We start from the raw sequence: 12812 nt of genomic DNA on the forward strand, positions 1-12812 counted from the left end.
TCATAGCCATTTGGCCTCATAAAGTATGGAATTAGATCGAACCGACCGGAAAATCCTCTCGATTTTGCAGCAGGACGGGCGAATCGCCAATGTCGAGCTCGCGGAACGCATCGGGCTATCGCCCACCTCGATCGGCGAACGGCTGAAGCGTTTGCAGCGAGAGGGCTTTATCGAGGGCTATGGCGCGCGGCTCAACCCGCACCGGCTCGGCCTCGGGCTCCTGGTGTTCGTCGAAGTGCTGCTCGACAAGACCACGCCCGACAATTTCGAGCGTTTTGCCCGCGCGGTGAAGCTCGCGCCCGAAGTGCTGGAGTGTCACATGGTTGCCGGCGGCTTCGACTATCTTGTGAAGGCGCGGCTGGCAGACATGACCGCGTATCGGCGCTTCCTCGGCGAGACCTTGCTGTCGATGCCCGGCGTGCGCGAAACGCGAACCTATGCGGTGATGGAAGAGATCAAGCGCGACGCACCGTTGCCGGTGGACTAACGAAGTGCCGTCGCGATTGTCATTGCTGTGGCGTCGAACGGGCGGTCTTCGCGGGACAAATAGTTCTCCGTGTGCAATCGCAACGCCTGTCGTCGAATGCACTGACCGTCTTCTGAAATTTCTTGGCCCGGCTCCCGGATCGATCCGGGAGTTAGCAAAGGCCGGCGGGCTTATACTTTGAGGTTCTCTGCGGAGCTTTTGCCTCGGTTTGCGATCTCTTCATATTCCACCGTCTGTCCTTCGTTCAGGGACGACAGACCGGCTTTCTGCACTGCCGAGATATGCACGAACACATCCTTGCCGCCCGACGCAGGCTGGATAAATCCATAACCCTTCGTCGGGTTGAACCACTTGACCGTACCTTTAGCCATCACGACTTCTCCGCGGGTCTTCCTCCGAGATCTCGAACCGCCAGTCCCCGCCAACCGGCCGGTTCGGTCCTAATACGATACGCGGAATGTGGCTGGCTTGGTAGCTCAAACCACATCGGCATTTCGCCGAATTCCGCTCAACTTCGCAGCGTTTTTGCCGGATTTGCCCGTTTCGCGGTCACTTGGTCCGCGCGCCGCGCGCCATCCGTCAATAAGTCGCGGCCAGATAATCGACGATCTTGCCGACATCGGCATCGTCGATCGGGGCGCCATAGACCTTGATCATCTTGGTCACCTCGGCCTGCCAGAAAGCTTTCTTGTCCTTCATCAGCGGCTGCGTGTTGATGTAGTCGGCGGAGTGGCAGGCGCTGCAATTGCCCTGCACGACTTCGAGATTGGGGCCGGGCTTGAACGCCGCGACCTCATCGGGGGTCTTGTAATTGACCGGTGCCGCAAGTGCCGAACCCACCACGGCGGCGAGGGCGAGCGTGATGGTGAGGAAAACGGTGCGCTGCATGATCATTCCCCTCAAGCCACGGTGACGCGGACGGTTTCGACGACGTTGCGCAAGTAACCCGCCGGATTCCAGCGCGGCGTATCCGGCTGGGTTTCGCCGCCATTGCCGGTGGCGCGCACCTTGAGCTCGTGAGAGCCCGCCGCGAGCTTCACCGGCAGCGTCCATTCACGGAACGAGTATTTGCCAAGGTCCTTGCCGAGCTTGGCGTTGGTCCAGGTCTTGCCACCGTCGGTGGAGACCGCGACCTCCTTGATACCCTTGCCGCCGTCGAAGGCGATGCCGCGCAGCGTCGTGCCGCCTGCTTTCAGCTTGGCGCCGTCGGGGACGCTGGTGATGAAGGAACGGATCGTGAAGCGGTTGATCGGGATCGTCGCCTTCGGCGCGGTGCCCGGCTCGACCGCATTGTTCGGGGTGTCCGGAATGCGATAGGCCGACTTCATCCAGAAGCCGTCATAGACATTGTCGACGACGGTGATCTCGTTGAGGTGCTTGACCCAATAGGTGCCGAAATAGCCGGGCACGATCAGACGCAGCGGAAAGCCGTTGAGGAACGGCAGGTCCTCGCCGTTCATGCCATAGGCCAGCATCACCTCGCCGTCGCTGGCGTGATCGATATCGAGCGCCTTGACGAAATCGGGCGTCTTGTCGCTGACCGGACCGTCCATGCCGTTGAAGGTGACCTGCTTGGCGCCGCTCTGCACGCCCGCCATCGCCAGCACGGCCTTCAGCGGCACGCCGCGCCATCGCGCATTGCCCATCGCGCCGTTGGCGAGCTGGCCGCCGGCCACGCGCGGATCCAGGAAGCCGCGGCTGTTGCCGGAGCACTGGTTGACGGCGACGATCTCGGTCGCCTTCATCTTCCTTATGTCCTTCAGCGACAGCTTGAGCGCCTTGTCGACCTTGCCCTTGACCTCGAGCGTGAACTTGTCGGGGTCGAGACTGTAGGGCAGGTCGGAAAGGTGATAGCGCACGAAGAACGCGTTATTCGGGGTGATCGGGCCGTCGTTGAAGACCGCGAACGGCGTCTCGAGCTGCGGCGGGCGGCTGGTCAGGCCGATCATCGGCCGCTTCTGCGGATATTTTACCAAGGGACGTTCGCCATTGGCGAAGGGCAGGGTGACGGTGTCGAGTGCCAGCGCCTTGGTCGGGTTCAGTGCAGTCACAGCAGCGGCAAGGCCCGCTCCTTTGAGCAGGTCGCGTCGATCGAACATGTGGTCTCCTCCCGGAGCTTTTCGTTGATGGCGGTCATCACCGCAATCTCGCACTCATGTGTCGCAACGACTCAGTTGAAGTCAATTCGTGCTTTCGCAGCAGGCCCATGCCGTTGCGTTGCAGCAAGCCGGTGTTACGCCGCGATGTTTTTCGTTGGATAACTCGATCTCGACGCAGGCTCGGTGCACCTCGCCCGCTTGCGGGAGAGGTCGCGCCGAAGGCGCGGGTGAGGGTTCTCTCCTCTGGGGGATTCTCGATTGCGGAGACACCCTCTCCCCAACCCTCTCCCGCAAGCGGGAGAGGGAGAGCACCGCCTTCGTGGCTGCCTCACGCCGCGACGCGTTCGCCGTGGTCAACGAGCGCCGACAGCTCCCTGGCGTCCGCGACGACGCGCACGGCCATGGGTTCGTCGCGGCCGCGGATCGCGACCTCCTGCTGCGGCAGCGCATCGTCGGCAAGGCCGGCGGTGCGGCGGACTTCCTCTGAGACGATCGCTTCGCAGGCCAGCGTCTTGGTCATGTCCTGGAGGCGGGCTGCGACGTTGACGGCATCGCCCAGCGCTGTGAAGACGATGTGATCGCGATAGCCGATGTCGCCGATGATGACTTCGCCGCCGTGGATGCCGATGCCGAAGCGGATCGGCTGGCGCAGATCATGGCTCAGGAGCTCGTTGAGCTCGTCGATTTGCCTGGCGATGCCGGCGGCGGCCTTCAGCGCCTGCCGGCAAGCCTCTTGCGGATCGGCGCTCAGTCCGAACAGTGCCAGCATGCCGTCGCCCACGAATTGGTTCGGCTGGCCGCCATTCTCGATCACGGCCTGCGAGACGGCGCCGAGAAAGCGGTTGACGATGAACACGGTGTCGAACGGCAGCCGCTTCTCGGCCAGCTGCGTCGAGCCGCGCATGTCCACGAACAGACTGACGAGATAGCGCTCCTGGCCGATTCTGGCGGGCGTCGAGGCCTGTGTGTTCGCCGACAGGGTATGCGCGGTGAAGAGCTGGAAGAAGGAGAGATCCGACGTCGGCCGCAGCTGGCAGGCGAGTCTGATCGAGGGGTCACTGGTGCCGACACGGGTGAGCACGAACGCCTCGCGCTGCGACGGCTCGGGCAGGGCGCCATGATCGCCGATGATGCGGATGCGGCAGGTCGAGCAGCGGGCGCGGCCGCCGCAGACGCTGGCATGCGGCACATTGTGGCGCAGGCTCGCTTCCAGCACGGAGAGGCCTTTTGGCACCCGCACTGTCTTGCCGTTGCCGTAGGACAGCGCGATCATGCCGCCGCGCCGTTCGCGCAGGGCGCGCACGCCGCGCGCCAGCAGCGCCAAAGCGAGCAGTCCGAGATAACCGGCGGTGAGGCCACCGGTGATGCGGTCGAGCGTCGCTGCCTCGGCCGTCGTGCCGACCTGGCTGCGCGTGAGATTGTGCGTCCGCCATTCCCCGTCGTCGGCCTCGACCTCGACGCTGCGGCCACCTTGGTAGACACCCAGCAGCGACAGCGTCGGGATCAGCACAGCAGCCGCGAGCAGATAGGGGGCCGCGCGCGTGAAGAACGGTTTGAGGCGAAGCCAGAAATAGATGCCGATGCAGCCGTGCACCCAGGCGATGAGAAGCAGGACCGTCATGGTCCAGATACGGTTCGACGCGACGAAGAACAGATAGAGTTCCTGCGGATAGAGTTTTTGGTGTCCGTAAAGCGTCTGGCCGAGCCGCACCCCGATCACATGCGCCATGACCAGCGCGGGGATGCTCAAGCCCAGCGCGAGCTGCAGCGGCTCGACCGTCCGCCAGCGGAACTGCCGGCGCTGATACAACGCGTAGATGCCGAGCCCCATATGCGTGAGCGCCGCCGTGTAGAACGTGATCGCAACCGGCAGGAACTGCCAGAACAGCGTGTGGTAGTAGACCCCGATCTCCATGGCATCGACCGAGATGTTGCCGAGCGCATGGTTGAGGAAATGGCTGATGACATAGGCGAACAGGATCACGCCGCAAACCAGCCGCACCTGGCGCAAGCTGACGGCGCGGGAAAGCTCGGAAAATCGTGAGGATGCGGTTGCGGCCATGATTCTGTTGTATCAGTTCATGAAGGAGAACAGCCAGCGCCGCGTTTAATTCCGGGGGTGGACAGCTTGCGGGATCACATCCGCGGTAGGGTGACGAAATCGTAGGGTGGGCAAAGGCGCCTTGGCGCCGTGCCCACCAATCGGCACTTATGGTGGGCACGCTTCGCTTTGCCCACCCTACAGTCTCCTCGTCGGGGCTGGGATCGCGACAGCGCAACAGGCCGATCCACCCCCAACATTGACTCCCCCTCCCAGGTTGGCGAAAAGCGCCGCCGTGACGACAGCTCCTGACATCACGAAGCCCCCCGCCGGCGCGGCGCGCCGGCCGCTCGTCATGGCCGCGGCGATCTTCGCGGCGATGACGCTGCTGCGCATCGTCTACGCCTCGGCCATCGAGCTGCGCACGGACGAGGCCTATTACTGGACCTGGTCGCACGAGACGGCGCTCAGCTTCCTGGATCATCCCCCCGGCATCGCCTGGCTGATCCGGTTCGGCACCGCGATCTTGGGCGACACCACGCTCGGTGTGCGCTTCGGCGGTATTGTCGCCATGCTGGTGACGCAGCTCCTGCTCGCCGATATCGTCCGCCGCCTCACCCACGACATGCGTGCCGTCCTGCTCGCGGTGCTGATGCCGGAGGCCGCGCTCTATTACGGCCTGCTGATGGCCAAGGTCGCGCCCGATGTCGCCATGATCCCGTTTGCGGTGGCGATGATGTGGTCCCTGGTGCGGCTTGCGCAGGGCGGCGACGGCCGCTGGTGGCTTGCGGCCGGCCTGTTCGCCGGGCTGGCGATGCTGTCGAAATTCACCGTGATCATGTTCGCGCCGGCGGTTGCCGCCTTTCTGCTGGTGCCGGATTGGCGCTGGCGCTGGTTGCGCAGCCCCTATCCGTATCTCGCGGTCCTGATCGCAATCGCAGTGTTCTCGCCCGTCCTGATCTGGAACGTGCAGCACGACTGGGCCGCGATCCGCTTCCAGGGCGTGCGCGCCACCACCAGCTATGGCATCTCGCTCCGCACCCTCGGCGATTACATCGGCCTGCAATTCGGACTGGTCGGCTTCGTCATGCTGCCGGTGGTGCTGACAGGAGTGGTGCTGACGGCGTGGCGCGGCTATCGCACGCGCGAGCCGGTCGCGATTCTGCTGTCGACCGCGGTCCTGGTGCCGTTTCTTTATTTTCTGACGAAATCCCTGACCCTCCGCGTCGGCGACACCTGGCCGATGTTTATGTGGCCGGTCGGGTTTGCCGCCGCGGCTGTCAATCTTACCATGCTGTCGCGTGAAGGAAGATCGGCGCGGATGATCAGATCGGCGCAGTTCTGGGCCAGCACAGCCGTGGTCTCGGGCATCGCTTTCGTCGTGATCGTGTTCCTCTATTACATCGCCGCGCCCTGGAATTTGCTCGGCAAGATCGATCCGATCGGTGCCGAGTCCGGCTACGAGCAGGTTGCCGCGCGCGCACAGGCTGCATTGGACGAGACCGGCGCGACTTGGATCGCCACCACGGACTACCGCACCTATGCCATGATGCGCTGGCTGTTCAGGGGCCGTGTGCCCGTGATCGAAATCAACGAGCGCGGCCGCTTCCAGGATTTTCGCGATCCCGGCATGGATCGGATCAGAGGCCACGCCGGCATCTATGTCGGGCGCGAGCCAGACAACCGCTCGTCGCTGTGGGAGAACATCCCCGCCAAGCGCGAGCCGCTCGGTCAAGTCGAACGCCGCTGGCGCGGTCTTGTGATGGACAATTACGTGGTGGAGAAGCTGTCAGGCTGGACCCCGGAGCTGTCGCCACCGAAGGACTCGCCGCTGTTCCAATGGCGCGTGCTGGCGGGAGAGTTCGAGCGGCGTACGCTCGCCTAGCGAGGCGGCCTTCTTCCTTCTCCCCTTGCGGGAGAAGGTGGCGCGAAGCGCCGGATGAGGGGTTGCGTCAACGAGTCGAAATGCAAGTGGGTCGCGTGCGGAGAAAACCCCTCACCCGTCTCGCCGCTCTGCGGCGAGCCACCCTCTCCCGCAGGGGGAAAGGGAACAGCAGTCGCCTCGCACTAACAGAGGCGCTACTCCTCCTCATCCTTCTTCCGCAGCAGATCCGTCGCGAGATCCGACAGCTTCGGCGGCGGCAGTGCCGCGAACGGCAGCGGCCGTGTGACGTCGATCGCGGCGAGGCCCAGCCGCGCCGTCAGCAATCCATTCAGCATGCCTTCGCCCAGCCGCTGCGACAGCTTCGCCGCAATGCCGTGGCCGAGCATCTGCTGCACCAGGCTGTCGCTCGCCGCCATGCCGCCGGTGATGGCGAGATGGGCGACGACGTGGCGGAGCAGGCGGATCATGCCGAGTGCGCCGGGACGGCCGCCGTAGAGAAAAGCGAGCTGGCGGATCAATCTCAGCGAGGCCACGAACACGAACAACACGTCGATCAGCGCGCGGGGCGAAACCGCTGTCACGATCGAGACCTTTTGCGCGGCTGACGACACCAGCCGCCGCGCCTCAATGTCCAGCGGCGACATCAATTCGCGCTCGGCGAGCCGGATCATGTCGGCGCCGTCGATGATCTCGCCGGCATGGCTTTCCAGCGCGGCGCGGGCGCGCGCGAGCTGCGGGTTCTGGTGCGCGATCTTGAGCAGATCCTGCACGATGATACGGCTCTCCTTGCGGTCGTCGCTGGCAAGAACAGCGGCTGCACGCTGATGCAGCTTTTCGATCGTTGCCAACCGCGCCAGCCCGAACGCCTCGCGTCCGGTCACCACCGCGAGCGCAAGCGCAGTGACGAAGGCAAGCGCCAGTCCGACAAAGCCGAGGCTGTCGCTGCGCGCAAACAGATCCTCGATCAGACGGACGACGCCGAGCCCGACGCCGAGCAGGGTCAGCCCGGCGACGCCGGACCAGAACAGCGCGCCCCAGGGAAAGCCGCGCCGCGCCGGAAGCGTCGCTGCGATCGGCACCGGCAAATTCGCCGGATCGGGCTCCGGCGTGATCTGGATGGTGGTGCGGCCGAGCCGGGTCGCCTCGTCGGCCTCGGTGACGACGACGCCGGGGTCGTCGAGCCGGAACGTCGCCGGCCGCCGTGGCTTTGATCGGTCGTTCATGACAATTTGTCTCCGATCAGGAACTGCAAGGCACGGTCGAGGCGGATGTGAGGCAGCGCCGGCTGGTCGGCCCCCTCGCGTTCGAGCTTTGGCGGACGGAAACGCAGAAAGCGAAAATCGCTCTTGCCGGCGGCCTCGGTCGAGAGCCCGCGGAATGCGTCGGTGCCGTTGAACAGGGGTTCGGGATCCAGCGGCAGATCGCCCGGAAAAGCCGCGACCTCGGTGTTGCCGTCGAAGAACTCGCCGCCGGCGCTTTCGCCCGCGGCCGGCGTTCCCAGGATCGACGGCAATTTGTCACGGCCATGCGCGACCTGCGCCTCGCGCGTGGCGCGGACGGCGGCGAGCGCGACGACGTCGATCTCCGCGCCGGTAGTTTCCGCGCGCGCAACCGCGCGGGTGACGGCGCGGCGCAACACGGCCTCGAGCCGGTCATGGCTGGAATGATGCAGGTGATCCGCCTTGGTCGCCGCGAACAGCACGCGGTCGATCCGCGGCCGAAACAGGCCGCTGAGGAACGTGCTGCGGCCGATGTTGAAGCAGTCGAGAATGCCCGCGAGTGCGGCTTCGAGATCGTGCAGCGCTTCGGGGCCGGCATTGAACGCGGCGAGCGCATCGGCCAGCACGATCTGGCGATCGAGCCGGGCAAAATGATCCCGGAAGAATGGCCGCACCACGACGTCCTTGTAGGCCTCATACCGCCGCACCATCATGGCCCACAGCGATCCCTCCGGCGCCTGGCCGCCCGCGGGTACGTCGAGCGGCGCAAAGGTCAGCGCCGGTGTGTCGGCGAGATTGCCCGGCATCAGGAAGCGGCCGGGCGGCAGCAGGCTCATCGCAAACCGCTCGTCGCGGCAGCCTTGCAAATAGCCCCTGAAGAGCTTCGCGGCCGTCAGCGTCGCCTGTTCATCCTCGCGCGCTTCGGGCTTGAGCGTTGCGAGATGCGCGTGCCAATCCGCGGCAAGATGGACGCGCGGCGCCTCGCGCGACAACGCCAGGCTTTCGGCCGACCATTGCTCAAAGCTCTTCTGAAGCAGCGGCAGATCGAGCAGCCACTCGCCGGGATAGTCGACGATGTCGAGCGTCAGCGTGCGGTCGGCGCCGTTCGGGCGCTGGTAGTCGATGACGAGCCTGAGTTCGCTGATGTCGACAGTCGAGCTCGGCCAGCGCCGCTCCTCGATCAGCGCGCGCAGATGGCTCTCATAGGCAAAGCGCGGCACCGCGTCGTCCGGCTGCGGCGCCAGATGCGCCCGCGCGATCCGCCCGGATGAATAGGCCTCGAACACCGGAAACCGCCCGCCACGGGTGAGGCCGTGGATCAGCGCGGTGATGAACACGGTCTTGCCGGCCCGCGACAGGCCGGTAACCCCCAATCGTACCGTCGGATTGAAGAAATGCTCGCCGTAGTCCATCAGCGCCCGAGCCGACAGGCGCGCCTCCTCGAGCATATCCTGGAAACTAAATGCCATATGAACGTTGGGAATCCCGGGCGGGGGCGGATACGCAAAAAGGACTAGTCACAAAAGTGGCAACTGCCTGAGGAAAATCAAGCTTCATACTTCCACCGTCTTTGTCGGCAAATCAGCCGTTTGAACGACGCGCCGATCCCGAAACACCCATACAAGAGGGTATTGTCTCACTTTGCGGATTGCCATGACCGTCTTCCAACTGAAACAGCTCGCATCCTCCTCCGTCCACGCAGCCGCCGACGCGATCGGCTGGCATTACGACCGCGCCGAGCTGATCGCCGACGGCGTGATCCACGCGATCGGCGTGCTCTGCGGCATCGTCGCCGCGACCGTGCTGGTGGTACTGACGGTGCTCTATGCCGACGCAACCGACGTCGTCGGGGTCTCGATCTACGTCGCCGGCCTGCTCTCGATGCTGGTGTTGTCGGCGACCTATAATCTGTGGCCGATCTCGCCGGCCAAATGGCTGTTGCGGCGATTCGACCATTCGGCGATCTACCTCCTGATCGCGGCGACCTACACGCCGTTCATCCTGGAGGTGAAGGACAGCGGCTTCGCGCTGGTGCTGCTCGCCGGCGTTTGGTGCGTGGCGCTCCTCGGCATCGTGCTGAAACTTCTCTACCCCGGCCGGTTCGACCGCGTCGCGGTCGGCATCTACCTCGCGATGGGCTGGAGCGGCGTGATGCTCTACGATTCCGTGGTCAAGGCGCTGCCTGCGCTTGTGCTGGGCTTCATCGTTGCGGGCGGATTGCTCTACAGCTTTGGCGTGGTCTTCCATGCATGGCGGCGGCTGCGCTTCCAGAATGCGATCTGGCATGGCTTTGTCTTGGCCGGTGCGGCGTGCCATTATACCGCGGTGCTCGACCTCGTGTTGAGCTGAGCAAGCTCCGCGAAACGGAATAGCGAAGCGGTATAAGACAAGAGGAGACGTCGCATGCAGGTGACCGGCAAGGTCGTGGTCGTCACGGGCGGCGCCAACGGCATCGGCAAGGCGCTGTGCGAGGCGTTTCACAAGGCTGGTGCGGCCAAGGTCGTCGTCGCCGACATGGACGCGGACAACGCGCGGGCGGTCGCCGCCATGGTGGATGGCGCGGCCTTCAAATGCGACGTCGCGCAGGAAAAGGATATTTCCCACGTCATCGAGGAGACCGAGCGGCAGTTCGGCCCGATCGAATTATTCTGCTCCAATGCCGGCATCGGCGGCGGTTTCGACCCGATGTCGGTCAATGCCGGCGGTGCCTCGGATGAGCCGTGGCAGCGCAGCTGGGCGATCCACGTCATGGCGCATGTCTATGCGGCGCGGCATCTGATCCCGCGCATGAAGGCGCGCGGCGGCGGCTATTTCCTCAACACGATCTCGGCCGCGGGACTGCTGTCGCAGGTCGGCAGTCCGGCTTACTCCACCACCAAGCATGCCGCGGTCGGCTTTGCCGAAAATCTCGCAATCTCGCACAAGGCGCACAACATCCGCGTCTCGATCCTCTGCCCGCAGGGCGTCGACACCAACATGCTGCGTTCGATTCCCAAGGGCCCGCAATCCGGCGACGGCGACCTCTCGCCCGAGCAGGTCGCCAAGGACGTGCTCGCCGGCCTCGAGCAGGAGACGTTCTTGATCCTGCCGCACCCGCAGGTGCTCGGCTACATGCGCAAGAAGACCGAGAACTACGACCGCTGGATCGGCGGCATGGCCAAGATCCAGGCCAGGATGCGCGACGAGTTCGGGACGTAGGGAAGGCGGGTCCACAATTTCGGAGTCGTCCTGGCGAAAGCCAGGACCCATACCGCGAGGTCTACCGATCTTGCCGTAGTAGCAGTACCGAACGACAAGTCTTGGCCAAACTACTCCCTGGGGTAATGGGTCCTGGCTTTCGCCAGGACGACCACATGAAATGTAGTGCGCCGCTAATGCTTCTGCCCGTACAGCACCGGCACCGCCGAATCCACGATGACCTCCACCAGGCTGGTCCCTTCGAATGCCATTCCGCGCTTGAGCGCCTCGCCCAGTTCGGCTGCCTTGCTCACCCGCACCGCATGGCAACCCAGGCCCTCGGCGAGCCGGACGAAATCGATCCCCGGCAGTTCGAGTCCCGGCACGTTCCTCACCTGCATCACCTGGCTGAACGAGCGCATCGCGCCGTAGCCGGAATTGTTGATGACGACGATGGTGAGCGGCAGCTTGCGCTGCGCGGCGGTCCACAGCGCCTGGATCGAATACATCGCCGAGCCGTCGCCGATCAGGCACACCGTGCGGCTCTTTGGTTTACCGAGCGCCATGCCAACCGCGGCCGGCAGCGAGTAGCCGAGGCCGCCGCTGGCCATGGTGTAAAAACTGTCCTGGCCGCGCATCGGCATGAACTTTTGCATCGCCGGCCGGTGCGAGGGGATTTCCTCGACCAGCGACGCGCCCTCCGGCATCGCCTGCGACAGGGAATGCAGCAGGAATTCGACCGGCAGCGGATCGGCGGCCTGCGGGGCCGGTGGCAGCGTTCGCCCCTTCGGTGCGGCTCGCTGGCTCTCCGGCAGGAGGTCGAGCAGCATTGTGAGCGCCGGCTTCATCGTCGCGATGATGCTGGTTCCGACCGGCGTCACCGCTGCGGCATCCGGGTCGTCCGTGATCTGGAAGATCGTCGCGCCGCCGTCGAAGATCGCGGCGTGGCCTTCGACATGGAAGGTGAACACCGGCGCGCCGATCACGACGACGAGATCGTGCTCGCGCAGGGCGTCCGACAATTGCGCCGGCGAGGCATGCAGGAAGCCCGCGAACTGGGGATGGCGTTCCGGGAACGAGCAGCGCGCCGAAAACGGGCTGACCCAGACGCTGGCCCTGGCCTTCTCGGCGACGCGCACCATCAAATCGACCGCGCCCGCGCGATCGACGCCGGGGCCGACGACGAGGGCAGGGTGCTTGGCCGAACCGAGCGCGGTGACCAGCGCCTTCATCGCGTCAGCCTCGGGCGCTATCTCGCGGCTGACCTTGCGGGCTTCGATGGGAGCTGCGGCATGCGCCCAGTCGTCGACCGGGATCGATACGAAGGTCGGCCCGCATGGCGGCTGCATCGCGGTGTAATAGGCGCGCGCGATCGCGGCCGGCACGTCCTCGGGCCGCGCCGGCTCCACGCTGTACTTGACATAAGGCCGCGGGAATTCGGACGCACGCTCCGCATAGAGGAACGCCTGCAACGGGAGGATCGAGCGCGCCTGCTGGCCCGCGGTGATCACCAGCGGGGTCTGGTTGCGATGCGCGGTATAGATGTTGCCGAGTGCGTTGCCGACGCCGGCGGCCGAATGCAGATTGACGAAGCCGGCATTGCGTGTGGCCTGCGCGTAACCATCGGCCATGCCGACCGCGGAGGCCTCCTGAAGCGCCAGCACATAGTCGATGTCGTCGGGCCAGTCGCTCAGGAACGGCAGCTCGGTCGAGCCGGGGTTGCCGAAGACGCGTCTGATGCCGAAGGAGCGCAGCAGGTCGAGTGTCGCCTGCTTGACGGTGACGGATTTGCTGCCGCTCTTGCCGTTTTTGGACATGGTTTCCGTTCCCTGATGTTTATCGGCTATCAGCCCCACCGTCATTGCGAGGAGCCCTTGCGACGAAGCAATCCAGACTGTTACCG

11 protein-coding genes are annotated in these 12812 nt (G+C 64.9%); 4 read left to right on the top strand and 7 right to left on the bottom strand.

Annotated elements, in window-relative coordinates; genetic code table 11:
- Nucleotides 1-25 precede the first annotated feature (25 nt).
- Entirely contained in the window at nt 26-487 is a 462-nt protein-coding gene (locus ABIB90_RS30175; RefSeq protein ID WP_007596520.1) for an Lrp/AsnC ligand binding domain-containing protein, read from the top strand.
- Between the two features lie 170 nt (nt 488-657).
- Here ABIB90_RS30175 and ABIB90_RS30180 read toward each other — a convergent pair whose 3' ends face one another.
- From ABIB90_RS30180 to ABIB90_RS30195, 4 genes are all read right to left on the bottom strand, one after another.
- Nucleotides 658-858 (bottom strand): cold-shock protein, encoded by a 201-nt coding sequence (locus ABIB90_RS30180; RefSeq protein WP_007596519.1) that lies wholly within the window; start codon nt 856-858, stop codon nt 658-660.
- A 208-nt stretch (nt 859-1066) separates the two neighbouring features.
- A complete protein-coding gene (gene sorB, locus ABIB90_RS30185) occupies nt 1067-1375 on the bottom strand; it encodes a SorB family sulfite dehydrogenase c-type cytochrome subunit (RefSeq protein WP_354201901.1) in 309 nt (102 codons plus the stop codon).
- An 11-nt stretch (nt 1376-1386) separates the two neighbouring features.
- Nucleotides 1387-2586: a SorA family sulfite dehydrogenase catalytic subunit gene (gene sorA / locus ABIB90_RS30190; RefSeq protein ID WP_007596517.1), complete on the bottom strand. Its 1200-nt coding sequence runs from the start codon at nt 2584-2586 to the stop codon at nt 1387-1389.
- Nucleotides 2587-2914: 328 nt separating this feature from the next.
- A complete protein-coding gene (locus tag ABIB90_RS30195; protein WP_354201903.1) occupies nt 2915-4648 on the bottom strand; it encodes an adenylate/guanylate cyclase domain-containing protein in 1734 nt (577 codons plus the stop codon).
- Nucleotides 4649-4982: 334 nt separating this feature from the next.
- Between ABIB90_RS30195 and ABIB90_RS30200 the strand changes: the two genes are divergently transcribed.
- Nucleotides 4983-6512, top strand: coding sequence for a glycosyltransferase family 39 protein (locus ABIB90_RS30200; RefSeq protein WP_354201968.1), 1530 nt, complete (start codon nt 4983-4985; stop codon nt 6510-6512).
- Between the two features lie 194 nt (nt 6513-6706).
- Here ABIB90_RS30200 and ABIB90_RS30205 read toward each other — a convergent pair whose 3' ends face one another.
- The gene (locus tag ABIB90_RS30205; protein WP_354201904.1) at nt 6707-7735 is read right to left on the bottom strand and encodes a YcjF family protein; all 1029 of its coding nucleotides are present in this window, start codon (nt 7733-7735) and stop codon (nt 6707-6709) included.
- Nucleotides 7732-9201, bottom strand: a complete 1470-nt coding sequence (locus tag ABIB90_RS30210) for a YcjX family GTP-binding protein (RefSeq protein WP_354201905.1) — start codon at nt 9199-9201, stop codon at nt 7732-7734. The genes ABIB90_RS30205 and ABIB90_RS30210 overlap by 4 nt, the downstream gene beginning before the upstream one ends.
- Nucleotides 9202-9385: 184 nt before the next feature.
- On the opposite strand from ABIB90_RS30210, the gene trhA reads away from it, so the two are divergent.
- The gene (gene trhA, locus ABIB90_RS30215; protein ID WP_354201906.1) at nt 9386-10081 is read left to right on the top strand and encodes a PAQR family membrane homeostasis protein TrhA; all 696 of its coding nucleotides are present in this window, start codon (nt 9386-9388) and stop codon (nt 10079-10081) included.
- 54 nt (nt 10082-10135) lie between these two features.
- On the top strand, nt 10136-10930 hold the full coding sequence (locus ABIB90_RS30220) for an SDR family oxidoreductase (protein WP_354167842.1): 795 nt from the start codon (nt 10136-10138) through the stop codon (nt 10928-10930).
- 173 nt (nt 10931-11103) lie between these two features.
- On the opposite strand, the gene mdlC is transcribed toward ABIB90_RS30220, so the two are convergent.
- Entirely contained in the window at nt 11104-12726 is a 1623-nt protein-coding gene (gene mdlC / locus ABIB90_RS30225; RefSeq protein WP_354201907.1) for a benzoylformate decarboxylase, read from the bottom strand.
- Nucleotides 12727-12812: the final 86 nt, after the last annotated feature.

The sequence above is a fragment of the Bradyrhizobium sp. JR4.1 genome, assembly GCF_040548605.1.
Taxonomy (GTDB): Bacteria; Pseudomonadota; Alphaproteobacteria; order Rhizobiales; family Xanthobacteraceae; genus Bradyrhizobium; species Bradyrhizobium canariense.

What these genes read in the sequence shown, in the direction of transcription:
- ABIB90_RS30175 (WP_007596520.1), top strand. Translation starts at nt 26, where the DNA reads ATGGAATTAGATCGAACCGACCGGAAAATCCTCTCGATTTTGCAGCAG.
- ABIB90_RS30180 (WP_007596519.1), bottom strand. Translation starts at nt 858, where the DNA reads ATGGCTAAAGGTACGGTCAAGTGGTTCAACCCGACGAAGGGTTATGGA.
- sorB (WP_354201901.1), bottom strand. Translation starts at nt 1,375, where the DNA reads ATGCAGCGCACCGTTTTCCTCACCATCACGCTCGCCCTCGCCGCCGTG.
- sorA (WP_007596517.1), bottom strand. Translation starts at nt 2,586, where the DNA reads ATGTTCGATCGACGCGACCTGCTCAAAGGAGCGGGCCTTGCCGCTGCT.
- ABIB90_RS30195 (WP_354201903.1), bottom strand. Translation starts at nt 4,648, where the DNA reads ATGGCCGCAACCGCATCCTCACGATTTTCCGAGCTTTCCCGCGCCGTC.
- ABIB90_RS30200 (WP_354201968.1), top strand. Translation starts at nt 4,983, where the DNA reads ATGGCCGCGGCGATCTTCGCGGCGATGACGCTGCTGCGCATCGTCTAC.
- ABIB90_RS30205 (WP_354201904.1), bottom strand. Translation starts at nt 7,735, where the DNA reads ATGAACGACCGATCAAAGCCACGGCGGCCGGCGACGTTCCGGCTCGAC.
- ABIB90_RS30210 (WP_354201905.1), bottom strand. Translation starts at nt 9,201, where the DNA reads ATGGCATTTAGTTTCCAGGATATGCTCGAGGAGGCGCGCCTGTCGGCT.
- trhA (WP_354201906.1), top strand. Translation starts at nt 9,386, where the DNA reads ATGACCGTCTTCCAACTGAAACAGCTCGCATCCTCCTCCGTCCACGCA.
- ABIB90_RS30220 (WP_354167842.1), top strand. Translation starts at nt 10,136, where the DNA reads ATGCAGGTGACCGGCAAGGTCGTGGTCGTCACGGGCGGCGCCAACGGC.
- mdlC (WP_354201907.1), bottom strand. Translation starts at nt 12,726, where the DNA reads ATGTCCAAAAACGGCAAGAGCGGCAGCAAATCCGTCACCGTCAAGCAG.